This is a genomic window from Rhabdothermincola sp. (assembly GCF_036846205.1).
In the GTDB taxonomy this organism is placed as follows: domain Bacteria; phylum Actinomycetota; class Acidimicrobiia; order Acidimicrobiales; family Acidimicrobilacustridaceae; genus Rhabdothermincola.
Genome location: NZ_DAIUCK010000026.1, coordinates 1 through 25846, shown reverse-complemented (window position 1 = coordinate 25846; position 25846 = coordinate 1). Strand labels below are relative to the sequence as shown.

At 69.9% G+C, this 25846-nt stretch carries 28 protein-coding genes, 1 tRNA gene, 1 pseudogene and 1 riboswitch; of the genes and pseudogenes, 9 read left to right on the top strand and 21 right to left on the bottom strand.

The window, feature by feature from the left end; genetic code table 11:
- Window positions 1-49: 49 nt before the first annotated feature.
- Window positions 50-613 carry a dCTP deaminase gene (dcd, locus tag V7004_RS05795; RefSeq protein ID WP_334142702.1) on the bottom strand — a complete coding sequence of 188 codons (564 nt, stop codon included), beginning with the start codon at window positions 611-613 and terminating at the stop codon, window positions 50-52.
- Window positions 614-754: 141 nt separating this feature from the next.
- On the opposite strand from dcd, the gene V7004_RS05790 reads away from it, so the two are divergent.
- Window positions 755-828: transfer RNA gene (locus tag V7004_RS05790), tRNA-Gly, on the top strand.
- A 32-nt stretch (window positions 829-860) separates the two neighbouring features.
- Here V7004_RS05790 and crcB read toward each other — a convergent pair.
- From crcB to V7004_RS05770, 4 genes are all read right to left on the bottom strand, one after another.
- On the bottom strand, window positions 861-1229 hold the full coding sequence (gene crcB, locus V7004_RS05785; protein WP_334142701.1) for a fluoride efflux transporter CrcB: 369 nt from the start codon (window positions 1227-1229) through the stop codon (window positions 861-863).
- Window positions 1226-1576 carry a DUF190 domain-containing protein gene (locus tag V7004_RS05780; protein ID WP_334142700.1) on the bottom strand — a complete coding sequence of 117 codons (351 nt, stop codon included), beginning with the start codon at window positions 1574-1576 and terminating at the stop codon, window positions 1226-1228. Before V7004_RS05780 ends, crcB begins: the two co-directional genes overlap by 4 nt.
- The gene (locus V7004_RS05775; protein ID WP_334142699.1) at window positions 1573-2094 is read right to left on the bottom strand and encodes a fluoride efflux transporter FluC; all 522 of its coding nucleotides are present in this window, start codon (window positions 2092-2094) and stop codon (window positions 1573-1575) included. Before V7004_RS05775 ends, V7004_RS05780 begins: the two co-directional genes overlap by 4 nt.
- Before the next feature lie 80 nt (window positions 2095-2174).
- Window positions 2175-4172 carry a voltage-gated chloride channel family protein gene (locus V7004_RS05770; RefSeq protein WP_334142697.1) on the bottom strand — a complete coding sequence of 666 codons (1998 nt, stop codon included), beginning with the start codon at window positions 4170-4172 and terminating at the stop codon, window positions 2175-2177.
- A gap of 77 nt (window positions 4173-4249) precedes the next feature.
- A riboswitch (Fluoride riboswitch) is annotated at window positions 4250-4310 on the bottom strand.
- 163 nt (window positions 4311-4473) lie between these two features.
- On the opposite strand from V7004_RS05770, the gene V7004_RS05765 reads away from it, so the two are divergent.
- Genes V7004_RS05765 through V7004_RS05755 form a run of 3 tightly spaced genes read left to right on the top strand, consistent with a single transcriptional unit; the run spans window position 4474 to window position 7126 of the window.
- A complete protein-coding gene (locus V7004_RS05765; RefSeq protein ID WP_334142696.1) occupies window positions 4474-5673 on the top strand; it encodes a 5-(carboxyamino)imidazole ribonucleotide synthase in 1200 nt (399 codons plus the stop codon).
- Window positions 5670-6164 (top strand): 5-(carboxyamino)imidazole ribonucleotide mutase, encoded by a 495-nt coding sequence (gene purE, locus V7004_RS05760; protein ID WP_334142695.1) that lies wholly within the window; start codon window positions 5670-5672, stop codon window positions 6162-6164. The genes V7004_RS05765 and purE overlap by 4 nt, the downstream gene beginning before the upstream one ends.
- A complete protein-coding gene (locus tag V7004_RS05755; protein ID WP_334142694.1) occupies window positions 6161-7126 on the top strand; it encodes a sodium-dependent bicarbonate transport family permease in 966 nt (321 codons plus the stop codon). Before purE ends, V7004_RS05755 begins: the two co-directional genes overlap by 4 nt.
- 33 nt (window positions 7127-7159) lie before the next feature.
- Here V7004_RS05755 and V7004_RS05750 read toward each other — a convergent pair whose 3' ends face one another.
- Together V7004_RS05750 and V7004_RS05745 are read right to left on the bottom strand one after the other, a co-directional pair.
- Entirely contained in the window at window positions 7160-8473 is a 1314-nt protein-coding gene (locus V7004_RS05750) for an MFS transporter (RefSeq protein WP_334142692.1), read from the bottom strand.
- Between the two features lie 15 nt (window positions 8474-8488).
- A complete protein-coding gene (locus tag V7004_RS05745; RefSeq protein ID WP_334142691.1) occupies window positions 8489-8806 on the bottom strand; it encodes a YrdB family protein in 318 nt (105 codons plus the stop codon).
- A 76-nt stretch (window positions 8807-8882) separates the two neighbouring features.
- On the opposite strand from V7004_RS05745, the gene V7004_RS05740 reads away from it, so the two are divergent.
- Window positions 8883-10040 carry a hypothetical protein gene (locus V7004_RS05740; RefSeq protein WP_334142690.1) on the top strand — a complete coding sequence of 386 codons (1158 nt, stop codon included), beginning with the start codon at window positions 8883-8885 and terminating at the stop codon, window positions 10038-10040.
- An 82-nt stretch (window positions 10041-10122) separates the two neighbouring features.
- On the opposite strand, the gene V7004_RS05735 is transcribed toward V7004_RS05740, so the two are convergent.
- From V7004_RS05735 to V7004_RS05710, 6 genes are all read right to left on the bottom strand, one after another.
- The gene (locus tag V7004_RS05735; RefSeq protein ID WP_334142689.1) at window positions 10123-10761 is read right to left on the bottom strand and encodes a hypothetical protein; all 639 of its coding nucleotides are present in this window, start codon (window positions 10759-10761) and stop codon (window positions 10123-10125) included.
- 182 nt (window positions 10762-10943) lie between these two features.
- Window positions 10944-12191, bottom strand: a complete 1248-nt coding sequence (locus V7004_RS05730) for a D-alanyl-D-alanine carboxypeptidase family protein (RefSeq protein WP_334142709.1) — start codon at window positions 12189-12191, stop codon at window positions 10944-10946.
- A gap of 90 nt (window positions 12192-12281) precedes the next feature.
- Window positions 12282-13136 carry a hypothetical protein gene (locus V7004_RS05725; RefSeq protein ID WP_334142688.1) on the bottom strand — a complete coding sequence of 285 codons (855 nt, stop codon included), beginning with the start codon at window positions 13134-13136 and terminating at the stop codon, window positions 12282-12284.
- A gap of 17 nt (window positions 13137-13153) precedes the next feature.
- A complete protein-coding gene (locus V7004_RS05720; RefSeq protein WP_334142687.1) occupies window positions 13154-13813 on the bottom strand; it encodes a TetR/AcrR family transcriptional regulator in 660 nt (219 codons plus the stop codon).
- Window positions 13814-13893: 80 nt separating this feature from the next.
- Entirely contained in the window at window positions 13894-14100 is a 207-nt protein-coding gene (locus V7004_RS05715; RefSeq protein ID WP_334142685.1) for a hypothetical protein, read from the bottom strand.
- 370 nt (window positions 14101-14470) lie between these two features.
- The gene (locus V7004_RS05710) at window positions 14471-15184 is read right to left on the bottom strand and encodes a hypothetical protein (protein WP_334142684.1); all 714 of its coding nucleotides are present in this window, start codon (window positions 15182-15184) and stop codon (window positions 14471-14473) included.
- Between the two features lie 180 nt (window positions 15185-15364).
- Here V7004_RS05710 and V7004_RS05705 point away from each other — a divergent pair, with 180 nt between their 5' ends.
- Together V7004_RS05705 and V7004_RS05700 are read left to right on the top strand one after the other, a co-directional pair.
- Window positions 15365-15898, top strand: a complete 534-nt coding sequence (locus tag V7004_RS05705) for a VOC family protein (protein WP_334142683.1) — start codon at window positions 15365-15367, stop codon at window positions 15896-15898.
- A gap of 34 nt (window positions 15899-15932) precedes the next feature.
- Complete coding sequence (locus V7004_RS05700) at window positions 15933-17144, top strand: alpha/beta hydrolase (RefSeq protein ID WP_334142681.1); 1212 nt, start codon at window positions 15933-15935, stop codon at window positions 17142-17144.
- 21 nt (window positions 17145-17165) lie between these two features.
- On the opposite strand, the gene dnaB is transcribed toward V7004_RS05700, so the two are convergent.
- The 6 genes and pseudogenes from dnaB to panB form a co-directional block, all read right to left on the bottom strand.
- Window positions 17166-19202, bottom strand: coding sequence for a replicative DNA helicase (dnaB, locus tag V7004_RS05695; protein WP_334142680.1), 2037 nt, complete (start codon window positions 19200-19202; stop codon window positions 17166-17168).
- Window positions 19203-19548: 346 nt separating this feature from the next.
- Window positions 19549-19995 (bottom strand): 50S ribosomal protein L9, encoded by a 447-nt coding sequence (rplI, locus tag V7004_RS05690; protein ID WP_334142678.1) that lies wholly within the window; start codon window positions 19993-19995, stop codon window positions 19549-19551.
- Window positions 19996-20186: 191 nt separating this feature from the next.
- A pseudogene (gene rpsR, locus V7004_RS05685) lies at window positions 20187-20438 on the bottom strand (30S ribosomal protein S18); the annotation flags it as partial.
- Window positions 20438-20881, bottom strand: a complete 444-nt coding sequence (gene ssb / locus V7004_RS05680) for a single-stranded DNA-binding protein (protein ID WP_208029341.1) — start codon at window positions 20879-20881, stop codon at window positions 20438-20440. The gene ssb and the pseudogene rpsR, both read right to left, overlap by 1 nt.
- Window positions 20882-20900: 19 nt before the next feature.
- A complete protein-coding gene (gene rpsF, locus V7004_RS05675) occupies window positions 20901-21242 on the bottom strand; it encodes a 30S ribosomal protein S6 (RefSeq protein ID WP_334142677.1) in 342 nt (113 codons plus the stop codon).
- A gap of 237 nt (window positions 21243-21479) precedes the next feature.
- A complete protein-coding gene (gene panB / locus V7004_RS05670; protein ID WP_334142676.1) occupies window positions 21480-22346 on the bottom strand; it encodes a 3-methyl-2-oxobutanoate hydroxymethyltransferase in 867 nt (288 codons plus the stop codon).
- Between the two features lie 137 nt (window positions 22347-22483).
- On the opposite strand from panB, the gene V7004_RS05665 reads away from it, so the two are divergent.
- Entirely contained in the window at window positions 22484-22690 is a 207-nt protein-coding gene (locus V7004_RS05665; protein WP_334142675.1) for a hypothetical protein, read from the top strand.
- A 92-nt stretch (window positions 22691-22782) separates the two neighbouring features.
- Here the strand turns inward: V7004_RS05665 and V7004_RS05660 are convergent, their stop codons facing one another.
- Complete coding sequence (locus V7004_RS05660) at window positions 22783-24804, bottom strand: transglycosylase domain-containing protein (protein WP_334142674.1); 2022 nt, start codon at window positions 24802-24804, stop codon at window positions 22783-22785.
- Between the two features lie 219 nt (window positions 24805-25023).
- Window positions 25024-25428 carry a DUF5318 family protein gene (locus tag V7004_RS05655; protein ID WP_334142673.1) on the bottom strand — a complete coding sequence of 135 codons (405 nt, stop codon included), beginning with the start codon at window positions 25426-25428 and terminating at the stop codon, window positions 25024-25026.
- Between the two features lie 207 nt (window positions 25429-25635).
- On the opposite strand from V7004_RS05655, the gene V7004_RS05650 reads away from it, so the two are divergent.
- The coding region (locus V7004_RS05650) for a twin-arginine translocation signal domain-containing protein (protein ID WP_334142672.1) at window positions 25636-25846 on the top strand (211 nt) is incomplete at its 3' end.

Sequence of the window (25846 nt, the reverse complement as noted above, 5' to 3'; positions counted from 1 at the left end):
CGTGCCCCAGCACGCGAACCCCCTGCCAGTTCGGGGATCGCGAGGGAGGTCAGCGGAAGTTCTCCCAGTAGCGGCTCGGGCGGGGGCCCTTCTGGCCCTGGTACTTCGAGCCCACGGCCGCCGAGCCGTACGGGTGCTCCGCTTCGGTGGTCATGCGGATGAAGGAGATCTGGCCGATCTTCATGCCCGGGTAGAGGGTGATGGGCAGGTTGGCCACGTTGGACAGCTCCAGGGTGAGCTGGCCGTCCCAGCCGGCGTCGACGAAGCCGGCGGTGGAGTGGATGAGCAGGCCCAGGCGACCGAGCGACGACTTGCCCTCCAGCCTCGCCACCAGGTCGTTCGGGAGGGCCACACGCTCGCTGGTGCTCCCGAGCACGAACTCCCCGGGGTGGAGGATGAAGACGTCATCCTCGCCGATCTCGACCAGCTCCGTGAGGTCCTCGAGGTTCTGCTTCACGTCGATGAACCCCATCGTGTGGTTGCGGAACACCCGGAAGTAGCGGTCGATGTGCAGGTCGACCGAGCTGGGCTGGATGCACGACGGATCGAGGGGGTCGATGACGACGCGGCCGGCCTCGATCTCCTCACGGATGGTGTGGTCAGACAGGATCACGGCGGCGAGGCTAGTGGACCGCCCATCAGCCACCCGGCGAAGGCGGGAACGCTGGGAGTCGAGCTCGGGCGCCGGTGACGGGGAGCGTCCGCGGGCGGCGTGGTCGGTAGGGGAGCGGGGCGCCTACTATGGGCGGGCTCTGCGGGTGTAGTTCAGAGGCAGAACATCAGCTTCCCAAGCTGAGAACGCGGGTTCGATTCCCGTCACCCGCTCCACGGCGAACAGCTGGGTCATCCGGTGGGAGGCATCACAGCCGGCCCGCCGCCACGAGCCCCAGCGCCGCAGCGCCGAGGCCGGCGCCCGCGGTGAGCACCGCGTACGCACCCGCCTGACGCCACGCTCCTTCCTCCGCCAGTCGGGCCATCTCGAAGGTGAACGTCGAGAACGTCGTGAACGACCCACAGAACCCGACGCCGAGCACCACCTCGAGGTCCCTCGGGAAGGCGTGGTAGAGCAGCAAGCCGGTGAGGAAGCCGAGGAGGAACGAGCCGATCACGTTGATCACCAACGTGCCGAGCGGCCACTGGCGTCGTGTCCGTTGCTGGATGAAGCCATCGAGCAGGTACCGCGAGGGGGCACCGATCGCGCCGGCCACGGCGAGTCCCACCCAGATCATGGGCGGTCCCCGGCGGTGCGGCCCACATACTTCACCACCTCGACTTCGTCGAGGATGACGAGCCCTTCGGCGATCATCTCGTCCAGCTCCGGCAGGAAGGCCTCGATGCGCTCGGCGCTGTCGACGATCACGATGGCCATGGGCAGATCACTCGACAGGCTGAGGACCCGACTGGTGTGGATGTGGTTCGATGCCCCGAAGCCCTCGACGCCGCGGAACACGGTCGCACCGGCGAGCCCGGCGGCGTGGGCGCGATGCACGATCTCGGTGGCGAGAGGACGGTGATCCCACTGGTCGGACTCGCCGATGAGGATCGTGAGCCTCGTGCTGGTGCCTTGCAGTCTCATGGTCCTTCCTTCCTTCCTGGTCGGTCATGGTGCCGGTGTGGAACCAGGCGACCGGTCAAGATCCCCAGCCAGGCGGCGACGAGGCCCCCGAGGAAGCTGGCCACGACGTAGCTCCCAGCCACGATGGTGTGGCCATCGTCGATCAGCCGTGCGCTCTCGACCGCGAACGAGGAGTAGGTGGTGAACGAGCCCAGCAGCCCGATCGCGAGAAACGGTCGGGCATAGCGCGACGGGGGGAACCGCTCGATCAACAGCACGAGGATGAACCCGAGCACGAAGGACCCCGACAGGTTGATGGCCAGCGTGACCGCCGGCAGCTCACCGGCGTGGACGGGGAAGAGCCGGCCCAGCCCGTAGCGAGCGCACGTGCCGAGCGCCCCACCAGCGGCGATCGCGGCGAGGACATCCGGGCGCTGATGGGGACGGCGGCGGTGGCGCCGGGTGATCGCCGGGCGTGCGGCGGCCACCCCCAGATCCGGGTCGATCGGGACAACGGGATCGTCCTGGGATCGTGCCACTGCCGCACCACCTCCCCGGTCGACCGCTACCCGTCAGGACCCGTCATCACCTCCCATGGTTGCATCGACTCGACGGGGTGTCAGCTTGCGGCTTCGTCGTCGCGCACCGCGGCGCTGCCCTTCGCCGTCACCCGCTGCGCTGGCAGCCAGTGCCGGCGGTGCTGAGCCAGGCTGTGCACGGTGGTGTCCGGAGCGGGGTCGTCCAGCCCGAGCAGGTCGGCTGCCTTGGGGATGCTGACTCGCTGCGAGGGGTAGATCCCCCGGTGCGACGAGAACACGTAGGACACGACACAGGCCACGGCGAAGAGCACGAACGGCCCGGTCCCGAACAACTCGGCACCCATGACCGCGCAGGCCACGGGCACGTTGGCCGCACCGGCGAACACGGCCACGAGCCCGATGGCTGCCATCAACTGCGGATCCACCCCGAGGACGTGCCCCATCGTGACCCCGAGCGTGGCCCCGATGACGAACAGCGGGGTGACCTCGCCACCCTGGAATCCCGAGCCGAGCGTCACCGCAGTGAACAGGAACTTCCACGCGAACGCGAAGGCCACCACCCCGGCACCGCCGGCGAGCGAAGCGGTGATGAGCGGCAGCGACAGCCCGTTGTAGTCGCGGTTGCCCACCAGGTAGGTCAGCCCGATCACCGCGAACCCACCGATGAAGGGCCGCAGAGGTGGCCACACCGACCACACGGAGAAGACCCGCCGGATGCCATGGGCGAACTCGGCGAAGAACAGCGCGGTCAGCCCGAACGCGAGTCCGGCGACCACCACCTTGCCCACCAGGGCCGCCGAGAGCTCGACGTCGGCGATCGCGGGGACGGGTGTGTGGGTCACGCCGAGGCCACGCACCACGAGGTCACCGACGAGCGAAGCAGCGACCGCCGGAACCAGGGCGTCGTAGCGCATGCGCCCGATGCTCTGGACCTCGAGTGCGAAGACGAACCCCGCCACCGGAACGCCGAACACCGCACCGAAGCCACCGGCGAGGGCCGCGATGAGCATGAGCCGACGATCCTCGGCGCTCAGGCGAGCGATACGCGAGAACCAGTCGGTGAGACTCCCTGACATCTGCAGCGCCGTGCCTTCGCGGCCCGCCGAGCCCCCGAACAGATGCGTGACCTCCGTGCCGAGGTACACCAACGGAGCCATCCGCCGAGGGATCCAGGACTTGGGCGCATGGATCTCGTCGAGGATCAGGTTGTTCCCGGCCACCGCGTCGCCACCGCCGTAGTGGTACACGAGGCCGATGACGAGGCCGGCGAAGGGCAGCAACCACAGCAACCACGGGTGGTCGATGCGGATGTCGGTCACCCAGTTCAGCGTGGCGAGGAAGAGCGCCGACGACAGGCCGGCGAGCACGCCGACGACCGCGCCCAACACGATCCACTTCAGCAGGTGGGCCACGATCCTGCCCTGCTCCTCGATGTCGAGGTGCGCGAGCCCCCGGATCGCCGAGTAGAAGAGCCGGAAGCGATGGTGCCAGCGACGCCGGATGAAGCGGTCCTGCTCCGCGATGTGGGCGACCGCTTCGGAATCGGACGTGTCGAAGTCGCACCAGTCGCATACCGGCGCCGAGGACCATTGATGGCAGGACGGGCAGGTCATGAACACCTGCTGACCAGCGACACCACCGTCGACTCCCGAGACGGCACCGGCGGTGCGCCGGGCACGTCCGGGGGGCCGCAAGCGGGCCCGGAGCGAGGCCCTCCTCGCTGACCGGTGCTCCCTACCGTGCCGGCGGTGCGACTCGTGTGCGGCAACCGCCACCTCGTCGGCCATGTTGAAGTCGCACCATTCACACAGACCGAAGCGACTCCATCGGCCGCACGCCGGGCACGTCATGAAGGCGGGGTGCCCGTTGTCCGCCAGCCACTTCCGGCGGGCGTGGCCCTCGCGACGCAACACCAGCTGTTCGCGGCGGCTGGCCTGCACCGCGCCGGCCGCATCGGCGTCGTCATGAACGTGGCCGCACCACACGCACTGCGGCCCGGGCGATTCCAGGCCGCACCGATCACAGATCCGGCCCGGGGCGATGGGCGGCGAGCCGGGCGGGACGTCACCCTCCGACATCGGTCGAACCTCCAGAGACTCAGGCCCGTCCGGCATCACCGGGCGAGGCGAACCTACGAACGACCCACGGAATGAACCGGTCAGTAGGAGCCATCAGCCAGGTGGCGGTCAACGGCGAGCCCCATCGCCGGGCCGCAGTTTAGAACGGGGGTCGAAAGGCAGTCCACCGTTTCTCTTCCGCCGGCACCGGAGATCTCGAGGCGATCCTCACCAGACGGGTTCCCCGCCCGTACTCGACATACGAACTACTACTCGTGAGTTTCACTTGACAGATTAGCCCGCCCGGGCCAATCTACGAACTGTGTTACGTCATTTGGAACAGCAGAACTCAGGCTCAGCAGTTACGGCGATCGGGGTGATCGGCGGTGGCCAACTCGCCCGGATGATGGCTCATGCTGCGACCACCCTGGGCTGCCGTCTGATCGTGCTCGCCGAGCGGTTCGACACCAGCGCCGCGGGCGTCTGCGAGCTCGTGGTGGGCGACTGGCGCGACCCTGACACCGTGGTCGGCTTCGCGGCCGCATGCGATGTCGTCACCTTCGACCACGAACTGGTCCCGCCACCGGTGCTCGACGCCCTCGAGGCCTGCTCCACCAGGATCTTCCCGTCACCGGCCGGCATGCGCCGGGCCGCGGACAAGCAGATCCAGCGCACGGTGGCCAGCTCGGTCGGGCTTCCCGTGCTCGCGCACCGGGTGGTGAGCGACCCGGCCGAGCTCGAGCGAGCCGTCTCCGAGCTCGGGTTGCCGGTGGTCGCCAAGCGGGCTGGCGGAGGCTACGACGGCAGGGGTCTGACCTGGCTGCGCACTCGTCGGGACGTCGCCGCCTTCCAGGCGGGGGGCATGACCGGCGAGCCGGTGATCATCGAACCCGAGCTCGACCTGACGGCGGAGCTCGCGACCACGATCGCCCGGCGCCGCAACGGCGAGCACGTGCTCTACCCGGTCGTGCGCACCCACCAGGTGGACGGCATCTGCCACACCGTCACTGCGCCCGCGATGGTCGCCCGGCCGATCGCCGACACCCTCCACGACGCGCTGGTCGCGATCGCGGAAGCCCTCGACCACGTCGGAGTCCTGACCATCGAGGCGTTCCTCGTCGACAACCAGGTGTACCTCAACGAGCTCGCTCCCCGTCCACACAACAGCGCCCACTACACGATCGACGCCTGCACGACCTCACAGTTCGAGAACCACCTGCGCGCCATCCTCGACCTGCCACTCGGCGATCCCACGATGATCGTGCCGGCCGCCGCCATGGCCAACGTCCTCGGCGTGCATGACGGGCCCACGGACCTACCCTCCGTCGACCTGCCGGCGCGCACGTCGGTGCACCTCTACGGCAAGCACAGCCGTCCAGGCCGCAAGCTCGGCCATGTCACCGTCACCGGGCGGGATCCCGCAGCGCTCGAACGCACGGCGCGCTCGGTCGCCGAACGCCTCGCCCACACCGGGCGCGCCTGTCCTCCTGCTCTCACTGAACGCGAACAGGTGATCGCATGACCGTCGCCGTGATCATGGGCAGTGACTCCGACCTGCCGACGATGCAGGCGGCGATCGAGCTCCTGACCGAGCTGGGCATCGAGCACGAGGTCGCCGTCGTGTCGGCCCACCGCGATCCCACCGGCATGGTGGCCTACGCCGAGCAGGCCGCCGATCGGGGCATCGAGGTGATCATCGCCGGTGCCGGGGGGGCCGCTCACCTCCCAGGGATGGTCGCGTCCTGCACCCATCTCCCGGTCATCGGCGTGCCCGTGCCGCGGCCGCACCTCGACGGGGTCGACTCGTTGCTGTCCATCGTGCAGATGCCCACCGGGATACCGGTCGCGACGACGGCCATCGGCGACTCCGGCAACGCCGCGCTCCTCGCCGCTCGCATCCTGGCCCTCGGCGACCCGACGCTGCGAGACGCGCTCATCCAGCGTCGCCACGCACTCCGGGCACGGGTGGAGGCGAGCAACGCCAAGCTCCGGGCGCGGCTCGAGGCGCCATGAGCGAGATGCTCGAACTGGCCCGCACCAACCTCACCGCGGTGCCGGTCCTCGCCTTCGCCCTCGGGGTCGTCGCGGCCCGGCTCCGCAGCGACCTCCGCCTCCCGCAGGCAGTCGGGGCGTTCCTCTCCGCCTACCTCCTCCTGGCCATCGGCCTGAAGGGCGGGGTGGCCCTCGCCCGCACCGGCATCGGCGAGATCTGGGCACCTGCGCTGGCAACCCTCGCCGTCGCGGCGATCCTGCCCCTCGTCACCTATGCCATCTTCCGGCGGCTCGGCCGGTTCGCCGTCGCGGACTCCGCTGCTCTCGCGGCCCACTACGGCTCGGTCTCCGCAGTGACCTTCACCGCCGCGGTGGCCTTCGTGGCGGCGGCCGGCGCGCCGTCGGAGGGCTTCCTCCCCGCCCTCGTGGCACTCCTCGAGGTTCCCGGGATCGCGATCGCGCTCGTGCTGGCGCAACGCCACGGCAGCGGCGCCGAGAGCCTGCGCGCCGCCATCCACGAGGTGCTGAGCGGCAAGAGCGTCATGCTCCTCGGCGGGGGTCTGGTGATCGGAGCCGTCGCCGGTCCCTCCGGAGCGGCGGCGGTCGAGCCGTTCTTCGTCGGGCTCTTCCCCGGGCTGCTGGCGCTGTTCCTCCTCGACCTCGGCACCCTCGCGGGCGAGCACATGGCCGCGATCCGCAAGGCTGGCCGCTTCCTGGTGACGTTCGCGCTCACCGCGCCCCTGGCCTTCGGCATCGTCGGGGCCGGCGTCGGCACCCTCGCCGGGCTCTCCACCGGTGGGGCGGCGGTGTTCGCCGCCATGGCCGCCAGCGCCTCCTACATCGCCGCTCCCGCTGCGGTCCGGGTCGCGCTGCCGGCTGCCAACCCCGGCATCTACCTCACCGCGTCCCTGGCACTCACGTTCCCGCTGAACCTCACGATCGGGATCCCCCTCTACTACCAGGTGGCGACGATCCTGAGCTGAGCCTGCGCCCGCCACGTGCGCCCGCCACGAGGGTCAGCTCTCGAGGTCGATGTCGCCGGGAACGACCGAACGCTCGTGCTGCGGATGGGTCTCGTACATGCGCACCGCGACCACCAGCCCGGAGGCGGCCGTGACCGCGGCGACGGTCCCGATCGCCGCGGTGAGCCCCATCAGGTCCGCCACCACTCCCGCGAGGATCGCACCAACGGCGAACCCGCTGTCGCGCCAGAGCCGGTACACCCCGACCGCGCGCGCCCGCCATGACGGGTGGGCGACATCGCCGATCGCGGCCAGCAGTGTCGGGTACACCATCGCCGTGCCAGCACCGAGCATCACGGCGCACACGGCCCAGACCCAGAACCCGGTGGTGGCCGCGATGAGGGCGATGGCGATCGCTTGGGTGAACATGCCGCCGGCGATGAGCCACTTGCGCCCGATCCGGTCCGACAGCCCTCCGGTGAGGAGCTGCCCGAACCCCCAGACCGCGGGGTAGGCCGCGGCGAGCACCCCGATGCGAGCCACCGAGAGCCCGTTGGCGGCGAAGTACAGAGGAAACAGACCCCAGGCGAGACCGTCGTTGAGGTTGTTGACCAGCCCGGCCTGTGAACAGGACGACAGCGCCTTCTCCCGGAACGACGTGATGACGACGATCTCCCGAGTGGAGAGCCCACCGTGCAGCTCGGCCCGAGCGGTGTGGCTGGCGGCTTCGTGCTTGGCGTGGCCGTGCGTCTCGCGCACCACGATCGCCGACAGCGCCAAGCCGAGACCGGCGTACGCGAGCCCGAGGTAGAAGGGCGCAGGGCGCAAACCGTGGCTGGCAGCGATGAACCCGGTGGCGAGCGCGGTGAGGGCGACGGCCAGGTAGCCGGCGGCCTCGTTGAACCCCATGGCCAACCCCCGCTTGGCCGGGCCCACCAGGTCGATCTTCATGATGATCGTGGTCGACCACGTCAGCCCCTGGTTCACACCGAGCAACACGTTGGCCACCACCACCCATGCCCAGGACGGCGCCCAGATGAGCAGCAGCGGAACCGGCAGCCCGATGAGCCAGCCCGCGACGAGCACCGGCTTGCGACCGAAGCGGTCGGACAGTGTGCCGGCGAAGAAGTTAGTGGCCGCCTTCACCGCCCCGAAGGCGACGATGAAGGTGAGGGCGCTGGTGAAGGCAGCCAACCCGAAGACCTGCTCGGCGAGCAGCGGCAGGACGGTGCGTTCCTGCCCGACCATCCCACCGACCAGCGCGTTCACACCGACCAGCAGGAGGAACTGGGCCAGGTTCTCTCGCAGGCCCAGACGGACCGCTGGAGAGGTGGCGGTCACCCCCTGCGGGGATGGGCTTGCGTCCATCGCCGCCAGGATGCATCAGGACTCGGCGGTGCGGGTCACCCGGAGCGCGAGCGCGACCCCCAGGGAAACGATGGTGAAGGTGAGGCCGGCGCCCGCCCAGCCCCTCACCGCCAGAGCGAGGCCGACCGCCCCGAACAGGCAGGCCTCGACACCCAGCCGCCAGGGGTCCGGGAGCCGGCGAGGCGCCTTGGGGGCGATCAGCGTCCCCCAGAGCACCGCCATCGCGACCGGAAGGGCGATCGCGAGCACCCAGGAGACCGACCACCCCACGAACGCGAGCGCGGCCAGCGAGCCGAGCTCGAGCAGGAACCTCAGGGCCGGCAGGAGCCTCATCGGAGGATGATCCGCAGACCCGGCCGGAAGGCGCAACTCCACCGGCCCGACCTGTCCTCTCCCTAGGCTCAGCCGGATGAACCCCATCGGCGAGCTGCTCCCGTCGGACGAGTCGTTCACCCACCAGGTCGTGGACACCTTCGCCGTGGTGGGCACCAGCGACCCGGCGTGGACCGAGAAGGTGTGCGCCATGGCCATGGCCCGCGACGGCAGCCTGCAGATCGGCTTCGGCCTCGGCAAGTACACCAACCGCAACGTGATGGACGGCTACGGCGCGCTCAGCCGCGGGGCCGAACAGCTCACCGTGCGGGCCAGCAGGCGACTCGCACCCACCCCCGAGCTGACCGCCGTCGGCCCGCTGCACTACGAGATCGTCGAGCCGATGAAGCGCATCCGCTTCCGGCTCGAGGAGAACGACTGCCAGCCCATCAGCTTCGACTGGCTCTTCGAGGCCGCCGTGCCGCCGTTCCTCGAGGAGCGCACGCACCTGCGCAACCAGTACCGCACCTCGGCGGAGCTGGTGCGCTACCACCAGACCGGCACCGCATCGGGATGGATCCGCGTCGACGGCGAGCGCATCGAGATCGACCCCTCGTCATGGGTCTCCACCCGCGACCACTCCTGGGGGGTGCGCTACGACGTCGGCCTCCCGGCTCCCGATCTCGAGGGAGCGTCGTCGCACATCCCGCCCGGCGTGGGCTTCATGATGATCTGGTGCCCGGCACTGATGGAGCGCGCCGACGGCTCCCGCTACGCGCTGCACCTGCACTTCACCCGCTTCACCATGCCCGGCTTCGATCAGACGTCCGTGACCGCCGGTGTCGAGCATCCCGACGGTCGCCGCGAACCGATCGTGGCCATCCGGCCGGAGCTGCGCGTCGACCCCCGCAACCGTCGGCTGCTCGGGGGCACGCTACTGGCCACGATGGACGATGGTTCCGAACGACCACTGACCATCGAAGTGCTGAGCGACACGGGCGTGCAGCTCGGCGCGGGCCTGTACTTCGGGTTCGACGGCCACCACCACGGCGAGTTCCGTGGCGAGCTCCACATCGACGGCGAGCGCATCACCGACTGCCGAACGCCCGAGAACGCCCGCCGACTGCACCAGATCCGCGACACCGCGGTGCGCATCCACGACCCCGTGGGGGGCGGCACCGGTTGGGGCAACTGCCAGCCCATCGTCGCCGGGCCCTGGCCTGAGTTGGGTCTCCACGACGACGGTTGGCTCTGACCCGCCCGCGCTGCCGCCCGGCCTCCGAGACGGAGCCGGGCGGCGAGCGGATCGTGCAGGTGGGACGGCGTCGGGAGCCCGGTCACTGCTCCTCGTCCATCGAACCCTGCGGTTGGACGTTGCGCGGCTGGAGGGTGATCGACTTCGTCGCGGTCTTCCCATCCTGGCCGTAGGCGGTGAGCAGGAAGGTGTGCGAGCTCGAGCAGTTGAACGGCAGGCTGGTGTCGCCGTTCGCCGGGTAGGTGTCATAGATCCCGGGCCCATCGATCGAGATCGTGACCTTCACGGCGTTCGTCGTGGTCCAGCTGGCGGTGAACGTCTGGAAGGTGCCGTTGTGGCAATCGATGCTGTCGGGGGTCTGGAAGCTGACGATCGCCGGCGCGCTCGACGAGGGTGGCGGCGTCTGAGAGCTCGAACCGCCGCCGCTGGATCCGCTCGCCTGGCCACCACCGCTCTGCCCGCCCGGCTGGCCTCCAGCCTGGCCCGTGGGGCCTGCGACGCTGTTGCTGTCCTGCCCCACCACGGTCGTGGTGCTCAGACCAGGCAGGGTGGTCGTCGCGCCGGCCTGATCGGTCTCGGTCTTCGTGCTCCCGCAACCGATGAGCAGGCCGGCGGCAGCCACGGTGGCCACGGCCGCCAGGCCGAGGGCGAGCCGGCGGCTGCCCTGGTGGGCCGGCCGCGCATCGGTGGGAAGGGTGGTCGGATGGTGGAGGTCGCTCATGGTGGGCTCCTGTCTCTCGGCCCGAGCCCGGGCGGCTCGGTGATGCGACACCTGACCGTTCAGGCAACCGACGCTTACGGGACCCGAGCGTGACCTTCGTCACACACCTTAGGCGGCTCGCGACGCTGGCACCATCGGCCGGCACCCGGGAGCCGGGCCGATGCACTCGATGGGGAGTCCGCTCAACCTCCGCCGACCGACCAGTGCCAGGGCTCGCTCGGCAGGTTGACGAAACCGAAGCGGCCGGCGTTCGCCGCCAGCCACTGAAACCCGGCGCTGCTGCGCGACAAGGTACGGCCGCCCTCAGTGAAGTCGATGGCGAGCCCTTGCTCGTGTTTGGAGGCACCCGGCCGAGCCGTGGGTGGCCGGCACTGCTCGGCTGGCATCTGGTAGATGGCGTACTCGCTCGAGCCACAGTGCTGCCGCCGGAGCTCGATCTGGCGGGAGATGTCGCGGTACCCGGTGCCCGACAACACGATCCCATCCGCCGCCGCAGCGGCGAGCATGGCTTCGGTCTGGCCAGCGATGCTGGCGGCCACCACGATCCCCCGCACGTTCGCCAGCGCGATCGGGCCGGACACGGGGATCGGGGGACCTCCGCCTGACCCACCGCCGGCAGCCGGGGACGCCGACATGCGACGGAGACGTTCAGCGAGCTCGGCTTCGCGCCGGCTGATCTCCGCGGACAGCTCTCGATCGGTCTCCTCCAGCGCGGCAGCCTCACCGAGGCGGGCGTCGAGACGCTGCTGGACCTGCGCAGCGAACTGCGCCTGCTGGGCCCGCGCGGCCTGCACTTCGCCGAGCTGTTGCTCAGCGACCGCGCGTCGCTGGCGCGCCTCCTCGCTGGCGCGTTCGGCCCGCTCGCGCAGCTCCTTCAGTTCGTGTTGCGCGGCGCGCAACTCGTCGAGCAGATCGGCGTCACGACCGGATCGCAGATCGAGCAAGGTGCGCTTCTGCAGCGCGTCACCGGCACTCGCGGCCCGGAAGCTGTCGAAGAAGTCCTCGCCAGGCGGGTTCACGTACGCGGCCACCGCGAAGCCAGCGATCGCCTCGCGAAGACGCTCGATCTCCGCCTCCTTCTGCCGCTCCGCTTCGCGGGCTTCGGCTGCTTCACGCTCCGCCTCGCTGGCCGCGCGGTCCGCATCAACAAAGGCGGCTTGCTTGCCTCGGAGATTCTCGTCGAGGGCCGCCAGCGCGGCGTCGACCTCGGCATCCTCGGCCCGAAGGGCATCGACCTGCGTGGCCACCTCGGCCCGCTTGCTCCGGATCCGGTCGCGCTCGGCCCGCGGGTCCTTCGCGCCTTGCTGTGCAGCGGCGGGGATCGCGGCGAGGGCGATCAGGCCAGCGGCCAGGGCGCCGACGAGTGGCCGCCAGCGGCCCGGCGGCAGCGGGTGGCGGGGGCCTCGCCTGCCGACACGGGCCGGCAACATTCGCAACACGTCTGTAACACTAGTCCAGGTGACCCGGGGAGGTGCGAATGCCGGCTGAACGCCGTAGCTCGGCGGAACGCTTCGAACCGGTCATGGCGCGGCGACGTCGCCGAACCGGAGGAACTGGATGTCGGCTGCCCGCCACCGGGCGTCCTCACCACGCCGCATCTCGAGCCTCCACAGGCGAGCGCGGCCGTCGTAGTCCTCCCGCTCGATCACGGCTCCCGTGGCACGGTCCACCACATCCCGCCCGGTGTAGGTGTCGGCGTATCTCAGGATCACGATGTCGGGTCCGGGACGCTCGTCCAGCGTGACACCGAGGATCCGGTAGCCGTGCACCTCGATCCTCCAACCCTCTCGCTGAAGTTGGGTGAGCAGCTCGACCACCCGTTCGGTGGTCGGCGTCCCGGCGACGTAGATCTCGGTCGCCAGCGCCGGGTCCGGATGGCGTACCAGCCAGCCCTCGTAGAGTTGCGCCTGGCGCCAGATCCGCTCGAAGTCGTCCCCGCTGGTGTCGATGCGGGGCGGCTCAGGGGCGTCGAGCCGAGTCGGAACCGACGAGGGACTCGAACCCGTCCCCCCCGGCTGTGACCCGGCCGCTCCGCCTACTCCCCCAAGGCGATCCGGCGTGGTGGAAGTCGGGTCCGGTCCGGCATCACCCGCCGATTCGTCGAATCCCAAGCTCTGCAGCCAGCCGGCCTGGTCGCCAGGCTCCCGTGCCGTTGACCGAAGCAGGACACCGACCGCGGCCGCCACCACCACGATCGCCACGGCAGCAACTGCGAGCCGTCGCCGGGCTTGGCGCCGGTGCCGCGCCGCCTGCTCGGCCAGCATCTGTTGCTCGGCATGCTGGCGCGCCTCTTGCAGGCGCTGCCTCTCCGCCTCTTGCTGGGCGAGCCGCTGGCGGGCACGCTCCCAGGCTGCGGCCTCCGGGTCGTCCCCCACCGTGCCGCCCCCTGAGCTCAAGCCACCGGCTCGGAGACCACGCCCAAGCCGAGCACATGCCGGCACTGCGCAGTGAGCTCGACGATGAGGTCGAGGTCGGATGTCGGGCACGTCACGGTGAAGCGGCCGAAGAGCAGCTCATGGTCGAGGGTGGCGGACACGAACTCGAACATCAGATCCGACGCACGCGACGGATCGGGGCAGCCCAGCTCGCCGGCACGAGTCAGAAGGAAGCGCTTCTGCTGCTCGGCGCAGAACTGCATGACCTCCACCCGCGCCCGGCGGAACCGCTCGTCGGTGGTCGCCGCGCACAGCGCGGCCCGGAACAACGCGGGCATGCGCCGGTAAGCGGCGACGTTGAGGCGTACCGACTCGTCGACGAAGTCCTCGACGGGGTGACCCTCCCAACGAACGGGATCGCAGAACGCCCGCACCACATCGCTGATGCGGCGGTCGATACGGGACACGAGCTCGTAGAGAACCCCGTACTTGTCGTCGAAGCGGGCGTAGAACGAGCCGACGGTCCGCCCGGCCCGCCCCACGATGTCGGACACGGTGATCTCGTCGAACGGCTTCTCGTCGAGCAACTCCCTCGTCGCGGCGACGAACCGCTCAAACGTCTCCTGGCTGCGAGCCTGCCGCGGCGCCCGGACCCAGTCCGTTTCTGGGGTGCCCATCGACCAGAGCGTACCGGGCCGCATCCATGTCGTCAGCGGGGCAGTCCGCCATCAGCCGGGGCAGCCTCTGCGAGGTGCCATCACCTGAGCAGGCTGGCCAACCCCCACAAGGCCGCGACGGTGCCGATGGTGATCATCACCACGCTTCGCCCGAGTGGTGGGCGGGCCAGCTCTCCTTGCGGGGTCTCCGCCCGGGGGCGCACCAGCGCGAGGAGGGTCCCGAGCGCGAGCGCGGCACCGATGGCCAACACCAGCCAGGCCAGCAGGTCTTCGCCGAGGAACAGCACAGCCAAAGGATCGTCCAACCGGCCGACCCACGCCAGAACCGGTCGCCCATCGTGACCCAGTACTGACACCGCCCTCATCCGGCTGACCGACCCCGCTGGAGCTCCGCCGGAAAAAACCACTCAAGGTGGTCCCGCGGCCTGCCGATGGACGAGTGTCGGTGGACATCGCCCCCACCGGCGCACATCGGGGACGGGCGGGGGTCGCAACTCCCTCCAAACGCATCGCCACCAGCAACTCTCACGGGTTCTGGCGCCTTCGTGGCCTCCGCCCCCCTCGGATCCCCACGACCCCAGGATCCTCCATCCCCTGGGGTCGTGGCGCGTCGGACCCCGAGCCACCACCTCCATCGCCGGTCAGCCGCTCGGACCCTCAGCCGCCGGGGACCCCGCCCACCACGTTGCCTGCCTGGTCACGGGCGTCGTATGCCTGATCGGCCTCGACCCGCAGGTCGGCGTCGCTCACATCGCCACGCACCGTGTTCGCCTCGAAGCGATCGACCGCCCCGGTCTCACGGGTCAACTCGAGCAACGTCATCGCCCCGGTGGTCGGGTCGAAGCACATGCGACTGTGCGTGCCGTAGGTGGGGTCCGGGTACGGGCGGTCCTGGTCGAGCACGAAACAGCCCTCGCCGTCGCGGCGCACCCGGTAAAGGGGGTAGGCAGGATCGAAGTAGGACCTCAGCACCTCGACGTCCCTGTCGACCTGCTCCTGCCAGGGACGAACCTCCCCGGTGGGCGCGCACTGCACCCGGCCATCGGTCGCCGAGGTGCAGTTGAGGCTTCGCCCCTGCAAAGTGCCGGTCACGCTGCCGAGTTGGCGTCTCAGGGAGTCTGGGGGGCGCTGCACCACGAGTGCCGCCGACCCGAGTTGGCGCCCGTCGGGCATCGTCCGAGTGAAGGTGGCCTCGACGAGGTAGGTCCCCTCACGACTGCGCCGGTAGGCCGCGAGCAGTTCCTCGACCGGCTGGGCCTGGTCCGGGGCTCGCTCGAGCGTCCCGGACGCGACCAGAGCGGCAGCGGCCAGCATCCCCACCACGATTCCCGCGAGGGCGGTCACGACCGCGTGCCGGCGAGGCAGGATCACGTCCGGCGACGGTAGCCGTGTTGCCCAGTCGCCCCGGCGCGATCACCCGGATTCACAACCTCCGCCGTCGCAGCTACGGCCATGGTGGTGAACCGGGTGCACACGTGGGATCCTGGCGTGGTATGGCGCGGAGCCGTGCGACGGCCACGTCCCTACCCGGGGGCGGGAAGGGGGAGGACCATGGGGTTCCATCACGTAGCGCTCGCCGTTCGCGATCTGGAGGTGACCCACCGTTTCTACACCGAGGCCATGGGCTTCGAGCTGGTGAAGATCGTCGTCGGCCCGACGGAGAGCGAAGGAGGGTGGGCCAAGCACGCCTTCTACGACACCGGTGGCGGCGGTCTGGTCGCTTTCTGGGAGCTCCACGACGAGAGCATCCCCGCCTTCGATCCCGCCATCTCGACCGGCCTCGGTCTCCCGACATGGGTGAACCACCTCGCATTCGCAGCCGAGCTGGACGACCTGCCCGCCAAGCGTGACCGCTGGCTCGAACAGGGCTACGACGTGATGGAGCTCAACCACGGCTTCTGTGTCTCGGCCTACACCGTCGACCCGAACGGGATCCTCGTCGAGTGGTGCGCGGATGCCCGCTCGCTCGACGAGCGCGACCGGGCCTCGGCGCACCGGCTGCTCACCGATCCACACCCGCCACTGGAGACCATGCCCACACCGGTGTTCCACCAGGCCCGGCGGGTCGCTCCCTCGCGGGCGTGACCGGAGCAACCTGCGAGACCCTCGTCCTCGAACCATGACCTTCGGGATGACGGCGACGGGAGGCTCGGCGAGCAGGCCCGCGCTCGGCTACTGGCCCGATCCCGCCGACGACCCGGGACGACCACTCGGGCGCGAACCGGTGGCCCTGATCACCTCCGACGGTGCGGTGGTACGGGGCATCCTCTGGACGCCGCCCGGCGGCACTCCGTGGCGGACCGCGGTGGTGCTCGCTCACCCCCGCGGCGACTTCAGTGTGCACTACGCCTGCCCGCTGCTCGCCGCGGCAGGCTACGGGGTGCTCGGGTTGGCGACCCGGTACGTCAACAACGACACCGACTGCCTGCACGAGAAATGCGCCGTCGACGTCGAGTGCGCGGTGGCCGAGATGCGTCGTCGCGGGGCCGTGCACGTGGTGCTGCTCGGTAACAGTGGCGGAGGGTCGTTGATGGCACTGGCCCACGCCCAGGCTGCAGAGCGGGGCGAACCCCTCGGCGACGCGTTCGTGGCGTTGGCTGCTCATCCGGGCGAGGGGGTGTTCATGCTCCAGGTGATCGACCCGTCGGTCACCGATGAGAACGACCCCTTCTCGGTCGACCCCTCGCTCGACATGTACCACCCGGACAACGGCTGGCGCCCGTGGCCTGAACCGTCGCGCTACGACCCCGGCTGGCTGGCCACCTACCGGGCCGCGCAGCGGGAGCGGGTCGCCCGGATCGATGCCATCGCGCGGGCCGCGCTCGAGGAGCGCCAGGCGGCACGGGCCTCGTTGGCCCGGTTCGAGCGCGGCTCGCGGGGCTGGATCGACGCCCGCCGGCGAGCCGTCCACGCTCGATACCTCACCATCTACCGCACCCTCGCCGATCCGGCGTACCTCGACCCCTCGATCGACCCGGACGATCGCCCGCTCGGCTCGGTGTTCGCCCATCCCGATCCGCACGACGCCAACTACGGCTACGGCGGGCTGGCCCGGACGATGACCGCACGCGGTTGGCTGTCGACCTGGTCGGGGCTGTCGTCGCGCGCTGCGCTGGCCCACACGATGCCCTTCGTACAGGTGCCCACCCTCATCGTGCACCCCACGGGCGACACCGAGATCCGCTTGCACCAGGCAGAGGCGATCCGCGATGCCTCCGGCGCCGAGGACCTCACGTACGAGCTGATCGTGGGAGCGCCCCATTACCTCCACGGCTATCGCCGGGAGACGCTCGACCTGGTGATCGACTGGCTGCGATCGCGAGGGCTCTGACGGGCCCCGAATCCTGGGCGGTCAGGCGCCGCGGGCCATGTTGGCGAACTTGGTGTAGTGATCGAGGAACGCCAGGCGCACGACTCCGGTCGGGCCGTTGCGGTGCTTGCTGACCAGGATCTCCGCTGTGCCACGATCGGGCGAGTCGGGGTGGTACACCTCGTCCCGGTAGATGAACAGCACGACATCAGCGTCCTGCTCGATCGAGTTGTGCACCACCACGCCCTCGGCCACGAAGTTGTGGGTGCCTGGCACCGTGGCGTCGTAGACCGGCTCTTCGCCCAGCTCGGTGATGCCGACGATGCAGTCCCACCACACGTCCCCGTGGGCGAGGTCGGCGAGCACCGGGTCCGGCACCAGGTCGGCCAGGCGGGTCACCTGCTCCCGAGTGAGCGGTTCGCCGTACACCTGGTCGAGGAAGGCATCCCGGCCACCGAAGCCCGACTCCAGGTCGCGCACGTCCACCCCCAGGTTCGGGAGGACCTTGCGCACGTAGGTCCACACCTCTCTCGGTACCACCGGGGTGGAGTGGCCGCCGCCGGCCCCTACCGACGGCGGCCACCTCCCCTCTCCGGGCACGGCCACGAAATCGCCCACATCGAGCTTCTCGAGGGGGAACCAGCCCTCGAGTGCGAGAAACGGGTGGTTCGCGCTCGCCTTGATGCACCGCCCCGAAGCCAGGCGCATCTCGTAGACGGTCTTCACACCGCTCGGGAACACGTGCGAGAGCCGGCCCACCTTGAGCCGGTAGTGCTCGTCGAGGGTCCAGATGGGCACGTCCCGCTCGTCGCGCTCGAGCAGCTCGCCCATCGTGACCTGCTCACCGGTGTCGGCTCTCGTCAGGCGGGTGTCGGCGGTCAGACAGCCCGACTCACGCAGGTCCGCGAGGATCGGTCGCTTGTCCGCGCGCAGCTCCAGGGAGCGCGACAGCTGCGACAGCGCCAGCACCGGGCACTCCAGCTCCCGGGCGAGAATCTTGAGGCCCCGGCTGATCTCGCTCACCTCCACCTGGCGGTTCTCGGCCGTGGAGCGCCCGGTCATGAGCTGCAGGTAGTCGACCACCACCAGGCCCAGGTCGCCGATGCGAGCCTTGAGGCGCCGGGCCTTCGAACGCAGCTCCATGATGGTGAGATTGGGGTTGTCGTCGATCCAGATCGGCGCCTCGGCGAGCCGGCCGGTCGCGTGAGCGATCTTCTGCCAGTCACCTTCGGTGAGCACCCCGTTGCGCACTCGCTTGGAGTCCACCCGAGCCTCCGCGCAGAGCATGCGCTGGGTGAGCTCGAGCTGGCTCATCTCCAACGAGAAGATGAGCACGGGACGGCCCGCTTCCACCGCGACGTTGGTGGCGATGCACAGCGCCAGCGCGGTCTTGCCCGCCGAGGGACGCGCCCCGAGTACGTACAGCGCGCTGTCCTGGAGACCGGACAGGAGCTCGTCGAGATCGATGAATCCGGTGGGTGCACCGGTGATCGCGTCGCCCCGCTCGTAGAGCGTCTCAAGCCGGTCGAGGTTGGCGTCGAGCAGATCGTGGATCGGCGCCATGGTGTCGGTCACCCGGCGCTGGGCCACATCGAACACCAGCGACTCCGCCCGGTCAACCACCTTGGTGACGTCGTCGGGCACCTCGTAGCCCATCTCGGCAATCTCGCCAGCCACGCCGATGAGCTTCCGGAGCAGCGCGTGCTCTTCGATGATCCGCGCATAGCGCTGAGCGTTCGAGGTGGCGGGGGTGGATGCCTGCAGATCGGCGAGCACGGCCTGGCCGCCGATCGCTTCCAGCAGCCCCGCTCGGCGCAGCTCATCGGCCACGGTGACGGGATCGGCCGGCTCTCCCGCCGCCGAGAGATTCGTGATGGCCTCGAAGATGTGGCCGTGGGCGGGCTTGTAGAAGTCGCTGGCGTCGAGGATCTCCGTCGCCGCAGCGATCGCGTCCTTCGACAAGAGCATCGCTCCGAGCAGAGACTCCTCGGCTTGGAGGTTGTGCGGTGGTACCCGGCCGGACCCGTCGGGGCGACCGGCGCCACGAGGCGGGGGGAGATCGTCTATGGGAACGCTCATGGAAGCCTCACACTGACGCACCCACCCTGGGGATCGGAAGACGGACAACCCAGGGTTTTCCGGTGGACCGCTCTGGGGACGCGTTGTGGACACCCGACCGAGCGCTGTGGGTGACGTGAGCGCCCGGAACCCTCCCCCTGCGGGTTCATGCCAGAAGGGTACGGACGGACCTCGAGCGGGTGGTGGATCCTGCGTGCTGGATCGGTGATCGGGAGCATGCCGCCATCATGCGTGGGGTCACTGACAACGACTCGATCAGATGTCACCCGCTCCCGACGCCTCGCGACGGGCACGCGGTGACGCAGCGCCGTCCAGGCGCGGCGTCACGGCAGCGCCACGGGACGGATCACCCGGCGACGACGTCGACCGTGATGGCGAACTCCACGTCCGAATGGAGCTTGGCCTGCACCGAGTGACTACCGAGGGTCTTGATGGGCTCGTCGAGATGGAGGAGCTTGCGATCGAGCCGGATGCCCGTTTGTGCGGCCACTGCCTCAACGACATCGGCTGTGGTGACCGAACCGAAGAGCCGACCCTCACTTCCGGCCTTGGCGGCAACCGTGATCACCGCCGGGACGAGCACCTTGGCGACCTCTTCGGCCGCGCTCCGGTCGGCGGCATCCTTCACGTCGCGGGACCGGCGCATCGACGCGGCTTGCGCTTCGACCCCCGGCGTCGCCTTGATGGCGAAGCCTTTCGGCACCAGGAAGTTGCGGGCGTAGCCGTCGGCGACGTCGACCAGATCACCCTTCTTGCCGACGCCTCGCACATCCGTGCGCAGCAGTAGCTTCATCGGGCCTCCACCTCCCCGCCAGCGTCGTCCCCGGCCGCGCCAACCTCGACATCGAGGGTGTCGTCGGCCGCAGCCATCTCGGCTGGCTCGATGTCGCCCAGTGCCTCGACATCGCGGTCTTCCCGCGGCACCCGGTCCTCGCGAGGTGACCGATCACCTCGGTCACGGCCACCTCGCTGGGTCGTGATCCGGCTGGTGTACGGCAGCAACGCCATCTCCCGGGCGTTCTTGATGGCCCGGGCGATCTCCTTCTGTTGCTGGGAGTCATTACCCGTGACGCGCCGGGCGCGGATCTTCGCCCGATCGGACATGAATCGGCGGAGGAGGTTGACGTCCTTGTAGTCGACGTACTCCACCCGCTCGATGGTGAGAATGCTGGTCTTCTTCTTGCTGCGGCGGGCATTGTCCTTGTTCTTGCCACGCCTGGTAGCGGTCTTGGCCATCAGAACGGCTCCTCGTCCGGGTAGTCGGGCACGGGCTCCGGCGATCCGCCGCGGCTGCCACCGTCGAAGCCCTCACGGCGTTCGTTGCGTTGAACGGTCGCAGTCGCCCAACGCAGGCTCGGGGCCACCTCGTCGGCGATGATCTCCACCTTGGAGCGCTTCTCGCCGTTGTCCGTCTGCCAGGAACGCTGGTTGAGCCGACCCGTGACCACCACCCGGGTGCCCTTCTGGAGCGACTCGGCGACGTTGTCGGCCATCTCGCGGAAGCAGCTCACGTCGAAGAACGACGGCTCGCCCTCCTCCCACTGACCGGTCTGAGGGTTGCGGCGGCCGCTGTTGATGGCGACGCCGAAGGACGCCACAGCCATACCGCTGTTGGTGAAGCGCAGCTCCGGGTCGCGGGTGACGTTCCCGACGATGGTGACGGTGTTTCCAACTGCCATGGGGATGCTCCTCCTCCCCTCAACCGGCCTCGGCCGGGGTCGCCTCGCCGAACAGGCCACGCCGGGCGGCTTCGCGATCGGGGAGGCGGATCACCTTGTGGCGGACGACCTCGTCCGCGAGACGGAGGGAACGCTCGATGTCGTGGAGGTCGCGTGCCTCAGTCACGATCTCGAGCACCACGTAGATGCCCTCCCACTTGTGGTTGATCTCGTAGGCGAAGCGCCGCTTCCCCCACAGATCGGTGGTGGCGACCCTGCCACCACCCGCTTCCACTTGCCGGCCGATGGCGGCGAGGCTCTCCTTGACGGCGGCGTCGTCGGTGTCGCCGTCGTAGATGACCATCAGTTCATACGCTCGCACGGCGAGCCATCACCTCCCTCTGGACCACGGCAGGGGCCGGGGCCCCGGCTCGGTGCCGGGGCAGGGTCGTCTCAGAACGGACCAGGGTAGTGGACGCGCGACGCCATCGCCCACCGGCACCCGGAACGACTCCCGAGCTCCGCTGCCCTCCTGCCCTCTGAGGACCATGCGACGAGTATGCCGACAGGCTGGGACAGCATCGGTCGGGGCCGGCAGTGAGCCCCGCAGACGGCCCGCTCAGGCGCTGATGCCCGACGCGCTGCCGTACAACCCCAGGGTCTCGGCCACCTCGCCGCTCAAGTGGTAGCTCTCTTCCGAGCTCGGGAAGCGGCCCGTGCGCACGTCCTCCGCGAACGATCGCAAGGCGGCCACCGAGTCGGCCTTCACGGAGGCGTACCGCCGGACGAACTTGGGGACGATGCGATCCTCGATCCCGAGCAGGTCGTGGAACACGAGTACCTGCCCGTCACAGTACGGTCCGGCGCCGATGCCGATGGTCGGAACATCGACCGAGTCGGTGACCAGACGCGCCACCTCGTCGGGGACGCCCTCCAGCACGATCGAGAAGCAACCCGCGTGCTCCAGCGCCTTCGCGTCCTCCACCAGCGCAAGGGCCGCGTCGTGCTGGCGGCCCTGCACCTTGAACCCCCCCATGGTGTGCACCGACTGCGGGGTGAGACCGATGTGGCCCATCACCGGGATCTCCGCAGCGACGATGGCCTCGATCATCGGCACCCGTTTGCGCCCGCCCTCGAGCTTGACCGCCTGCGCACCGGCCCGCACCAGCGCGGCGGCATTGCGCACGGTCTCCTCGGCGGACACGTGGTAGCTCATCCAGGGCAGATCCCCCACGATGAGCGCGCCCGGCCGGGCACGGGCCACGGCGGCGGTGTGGTGGGCCATGTCGTCGATGGTGACCTGCAGGGTGTCGTCGTAGCCGAGCACCACCATCGCCACGGAGTCCCCGACGAGGATGACGTCGACGCCGGCTTCGTCGGCGATGCGCGCTCCCGGGGCGTCGTACGCGGTCACCATCACGAGCGGATCGGCACCGGAGCGGACCTTCCGTCCCCGGACGGCGGGCGCGGTCACCTTCGTGCTCATCGCGAGCCTCCTTCATCCCGTCCAGCGCCCCATGGCTGCCGGCGGTGATCGTCACTGTACCCGGGCGCCAGGATCGACAGCACGTCCGGAGCGGAGCGAGGCGATAGCGTGCGCCGTGTGAGCAGGAGACCTCACTCGTGACGGTCGTCGGGACCTGCGACAGCTGTGGCCGCGACGAAGAGGAACTGGTGCTGGTGCGCCGCCTCTACATCACCCCCGAGGCGTGGGACACACCGGGCAAGGTGGAGTTGGCCGGCGAAGAATGGTGGTGCTTCGTGTGCCGCACGCACTACCCCCACCACCGCGAGGGCGAGGACACCGGCTGGCCCCTGCCCGGCACTTGACGACGGCGTCTCCCACCCTCGAAGTCTTCCTCTCTCGAACCATTCGCCCGCGCACGGTCCCGCACGCCCGCCGATGAACAGATCGCCGGGACTCAACCGCCGGGGGCCGAGGTGCTCGTGGTACCCGATGCCGTGGTGGTCGTCATCGGCGCGGTGGTGGTCGTGGTGGCAGGAGCCGTCGTGGAGCTCGTGGCGGGCGTGCTCGTGGACGTCGGCGGCACGGTCGTGTCCGACGGCTTGGGCGCGGTGCCTGGAACAAACGTGTCCGAGGTGGTCGGCGCGAGCCGGGGGCGTTCAAAGGGACAGGAGGGAAGGCCGTCGGTGGCCTTGGCCATGTACTTGCGCCAGATCGTCGCCGGGAACGAGCCGCCGGTGACCGCCTGGCCGTGCACGCTGCGCATGGAGCGAACGGGCTCGCCGGGCGCTCCCGGGTAGCCCATCCAGACCGCGGTGGTGAGCGAGCAGGTGTACCCCACGAACCAGGCGTCGCGGTAGTTCTCCGTCGTGCCGGTCTTGCCGGCGGCCGGCTGTCCGATCCGTGCTCCGGTGCCGGTGCCGCTCTCGATCACCTGCGACAGCGTCCAGTTCACCTGCGCGGCCACGTCCTCGGACAGGACTCGCTCACGGCGCGACGGTGCCTCGTACAGCAACGCTCCCTTGGCGTCGGTCACCCGGGTGACCACGAACGGCCCCAGGTGTTCGCCGCCGTTGGCGAACGTCGAGTACGCGGTCGCCATGTCGAGCACCGACACGTTGCTGGTGCCGAGCACGATGGAGGGCACCTCGTCGAGCTGGCTGGTGACACCCATCCGCCTGGCCATCGCGGCCACGTTCTCCGGGCCGATGTCCAGGCCGAGCTGGGCGTACGCGGTGTTCGAGGACTTGCGGGTGGCGTCGACCAGGTTGAGCTGGCCGAGCCCGGCGTCGGCATAGTTCGCCACCGTCCAGTCCGCACCCCCGTCCGCACCCTTGAAGACCTTCTTGCCCGGGGCGTCGTACACCTTGCTCAAGGGCACCCCCTGCTCCAGGGCCTCGGCCAGCGCGATCGGCTTGAACGAGGAACCAGGCTGGCGACCCGAGCCACCACCCTCCGTCCCGACCGCCAGGTTCACCCTCGACGAGGCGAAGTCCAGCCCGCCCACCATCGCTCGAACTCGGCCCTGGGGGTCGATGGACACCAGCGCGGCCGCGGGGTCATCCGGGCGATCGAGCGTGGAGGTGATGGCCGAGACCGCCTCCTCCTGCAGGTCGAAGTCGAGGGTGGTGTACACCCGCAGACCACCCCCGTAGACCTCCGCGTCGGTGAACCCCGCGTGCTTCACCAGCCATTGGCGGACGTAGTCGACGAAGTACTCGGTGCCCAGCTCCGGGTGGGCGACCCGGCCGAAGTTGCCGGTGTGCGTGCGGGTCAGCACGTCGTCCCACCCGGCAGCGACGGCCGCGTCGTGCTCCTCCTGGGTGATGGAACCCATCTCGAGCATCGCGGCGAGCACGCTGCGGCGCCGGTTCGTCGCCTCCTCGCGTTGCGGCTCGGCTCGGGGATCGCCGTCGGGGAGCTTGGCGTCAGCGAGCTCAGGGGCCCGGATCAGGCCAGCGAGGTACGCCGCCTGGGGCAGGTTCAGCTCCTCCACGTCGATCCCGAAGTACGTCTTGGCGGCTGCCTGCACGCCATAGGCGCCTCGCCCGAAGTAGATGACGTTGAGGTAGCGGGTGAGGATCTCCTCCTTGGAGAGCTCCCGCTCCACCTTGACCGCCAGGGCGGCCTCCTTGATCTTGCGGTCCAGGGTCCGCTCCTGGCTGAGGTACACGTTCTTCACGTACTGCTGCGTGATGGTCGACCCGCCCTGGCGGATCCCCTCACTGCGGACGTTGGCCCACAGCGCCCGAGCGATGCCGAGAGGATCGACGCCCCTGTGCTCGAAGAAGGTCCGGTCCTCAGCCGCCACCACGGCGTCGATCAGGACCTGCGGGAGCTGAGCGTAGGTCACGCTCACCCGGTCGACGCCTCCCGAGAGCTGGGCGATCGAGTTGTCGGCGTTGCACCCGGTGGTCACGTCGGCCGCGCAGATGAAGGTGGTCTGCAGCAGCGGCGGCTCGGACGAGGGCAGCGGCACCTGGGCGAAGAGGTAACCGGCACCTGCGACGCCCAGGATGAGCAGCAGGCCGAGCAGGAACAGCCCGCGTCGCCAGCGCCACAGGAGGCCACGGCGGCCAGCAGCGTCCCCATGGCCGCGCCCGGCGGGCGCCTTCGGGTGTTGGCCGCGAGCGCGGGGGGGACGTGGGCGGGGCTGCTTCGATGACCTCGTCGTCATGGGGCTGGGGCCGCAGGCGGTTCAGGCGGAGCGGGCCGGGTTCAGCACGAAGGTACGCGCCAGGTGGTTCCAGGAGCACTCGGGGCACACCTCGACCACGTAACAGGCGAAATCGCCACGCCGTTCGGCGAGCGACCGCAGCTCGGCTCGTGAGGTGACGCAGCGTCCGTGTGCCGGCAGCCGCGGGCCGAACACGTAGGTGACCAGGACCAGGTCGGTCCCCTCACAGACCGGGCACCGCTCGCCGGTCGGCTCGCTGCACTCCCGAGCCGCCCGCAGCAGCTCGGGATGAGCGTCGCAGATCTCGTGCCGAGCCAGGCGGCCCCGATGGAACTCGGCGAGCACCGCCTGGCGGGCCAGCCGGTAGTCGACCTCGCCGGGGGTACCAGGCGGGTCGCCACGGAGGGCACCGGGGCCGAAGCTCACGGGGTCCCAGGGTAGCCACCGATCCAGCCTGCGGGCGGAGTGAGACGGCCTCCAGGGCTCGAGCGGTTCTCGCCGGCGGCGGCACCCGGGCAAGCCGGGCCACGGCGGGTGGTGGTGGCGGGACACCGTCTGGCGTGCCACACTTGACGACGGAATCTGCACTCGACATGCACACGCAATCGACTCCGAGCGAGGTGGCGGGGGGCGATGACCCACGACGAGTTGGACGACGGCCGGCACCGCGAGGGGCGGCGATCGTTCCTGAAAAAGGTAGGGGTGGGGGCCGCGGTGGCCTGGACCGCTCCTACGATCGCCTCCACCAGGGCGCTGGCCCAGAGCACCTGCGGGATCTCGGGCCCCAACGACATCACCAACCTCTTGGCCTGGTGGGACGCAGCCGACCCCACCACCATCAACC

Coding starts and splice junctions, on each gene's coding strand:
- crcB (WP_334142701.1), bottom strand. CDS start 1,229: ATGATCTGGGTGGGACTCGCCGTGGCCGGCGCGATCGGTGCCCCCTCG.
- V7004_RS05780 (WP_334142700.1), bottom strand. CDS start 1,576: ATGAGACTGCAAGGCACCAGCACGAGGCTCACGATCCTCATCGGCGAG.
- V7004_RS05770 (WP_334142697.1), bottom strand. CDS start 4,172: ATGTCGGAGGGTGACGTCCCGCCCGGCTCGCCGCCCATCGCCCCGGGC.
- purE (WP_334142695.1), top strand. CDS start 5,670: ATGACCGTCGCCGTGATCATGGGCAGTGACTCCGACCTGCCGACGATG.
- V7004_RS05755 (WP_334142694.1), top strand. CDS start 6,161: ATGAGCGAGATGCTCGAACTGGCCCGCACCAACCTCACCGCGGTGCCG.
- V7004_RS05750 (WP_334142692.1), bottom strand. CDS start 8,473: ATGGACGCAAGCCCATCCCCGCAGGGGGTGACCGCCACCTCTCCAGCG.
- V7004_RS05745 (WP_334142691.1), bottom strand. CDS start 8,806: ATGAGGCTCCTGCCGGCCCTGAGGTTCCTGCTCGAGCTCGGCTCGCTG.
- V7004_RS05740 (WP_334142690.1), top strand. CDS start 8,883: ATGAACCCCATCGGCGAGCTGCTCCCGTCGGACGAGTCGTTCACCCAC.
- V7004_RS05735 (WP_334142689.1), bottom strand. CDS start 10,761: ATGAGCGACCTCCACCATCCGACCACCCTTCCCACCGATGCGCGGCCG.
- V7004_RS05730 (WP_334142709.1), bottom strand. CDS start 12,191: ATGTTGCCGGCCCGTGTCGGCAGGCGAGGCCCCCGCCACCCGCTGCCG.
- V7004_RS05720 (WP_334142687.1), bottom strand. CDS start 13,813: ATGGGCACCCCAGAAACGGACTGGGTCCGGGCGCCGCGGCAGGCTCGC.
- V7004_RS05705 (WP_334142683.1), top strand. CDS start 15,365: ATGGGGTTCCATCACGTAGCGCTCGCCGTTCGCGATCTGGAGGTGACC.
- V7004_RS05700 (WP_334142681.1), top strand. CDS start 15,933: ATGACCTTCGGGATGACGGCGACGGGAGGCTCGGCGAGCAGGCCCGCG.
- dnaB (WP_334142680.1), bottom strand. CDS start 19,202: ATGAGCGTTCCCATAGACGATCTCCCCCCGCCTCGTGGCGCCGGTCGC.
- rplI (WP_334142678.1), bottom strand. CDS start 19,995: ATGAAGCTACTGCTGCGCACGGATGTGCGAGGCGTCGGCAAGAAGGGT.
- ssb (WP_208029341.1), bottom strand. CDS start 20,881: ATGGCAGTTGGAAACACCGTCACCATCGTCGGGAACGTCACCCGCGAC.
- panB (WP_334142676.1), bottom strand. CDS start 22,346: ATGAGCACGAAGGTGACCGCGCCCGCCGTCCGGGGACGGAAGGTCCGC.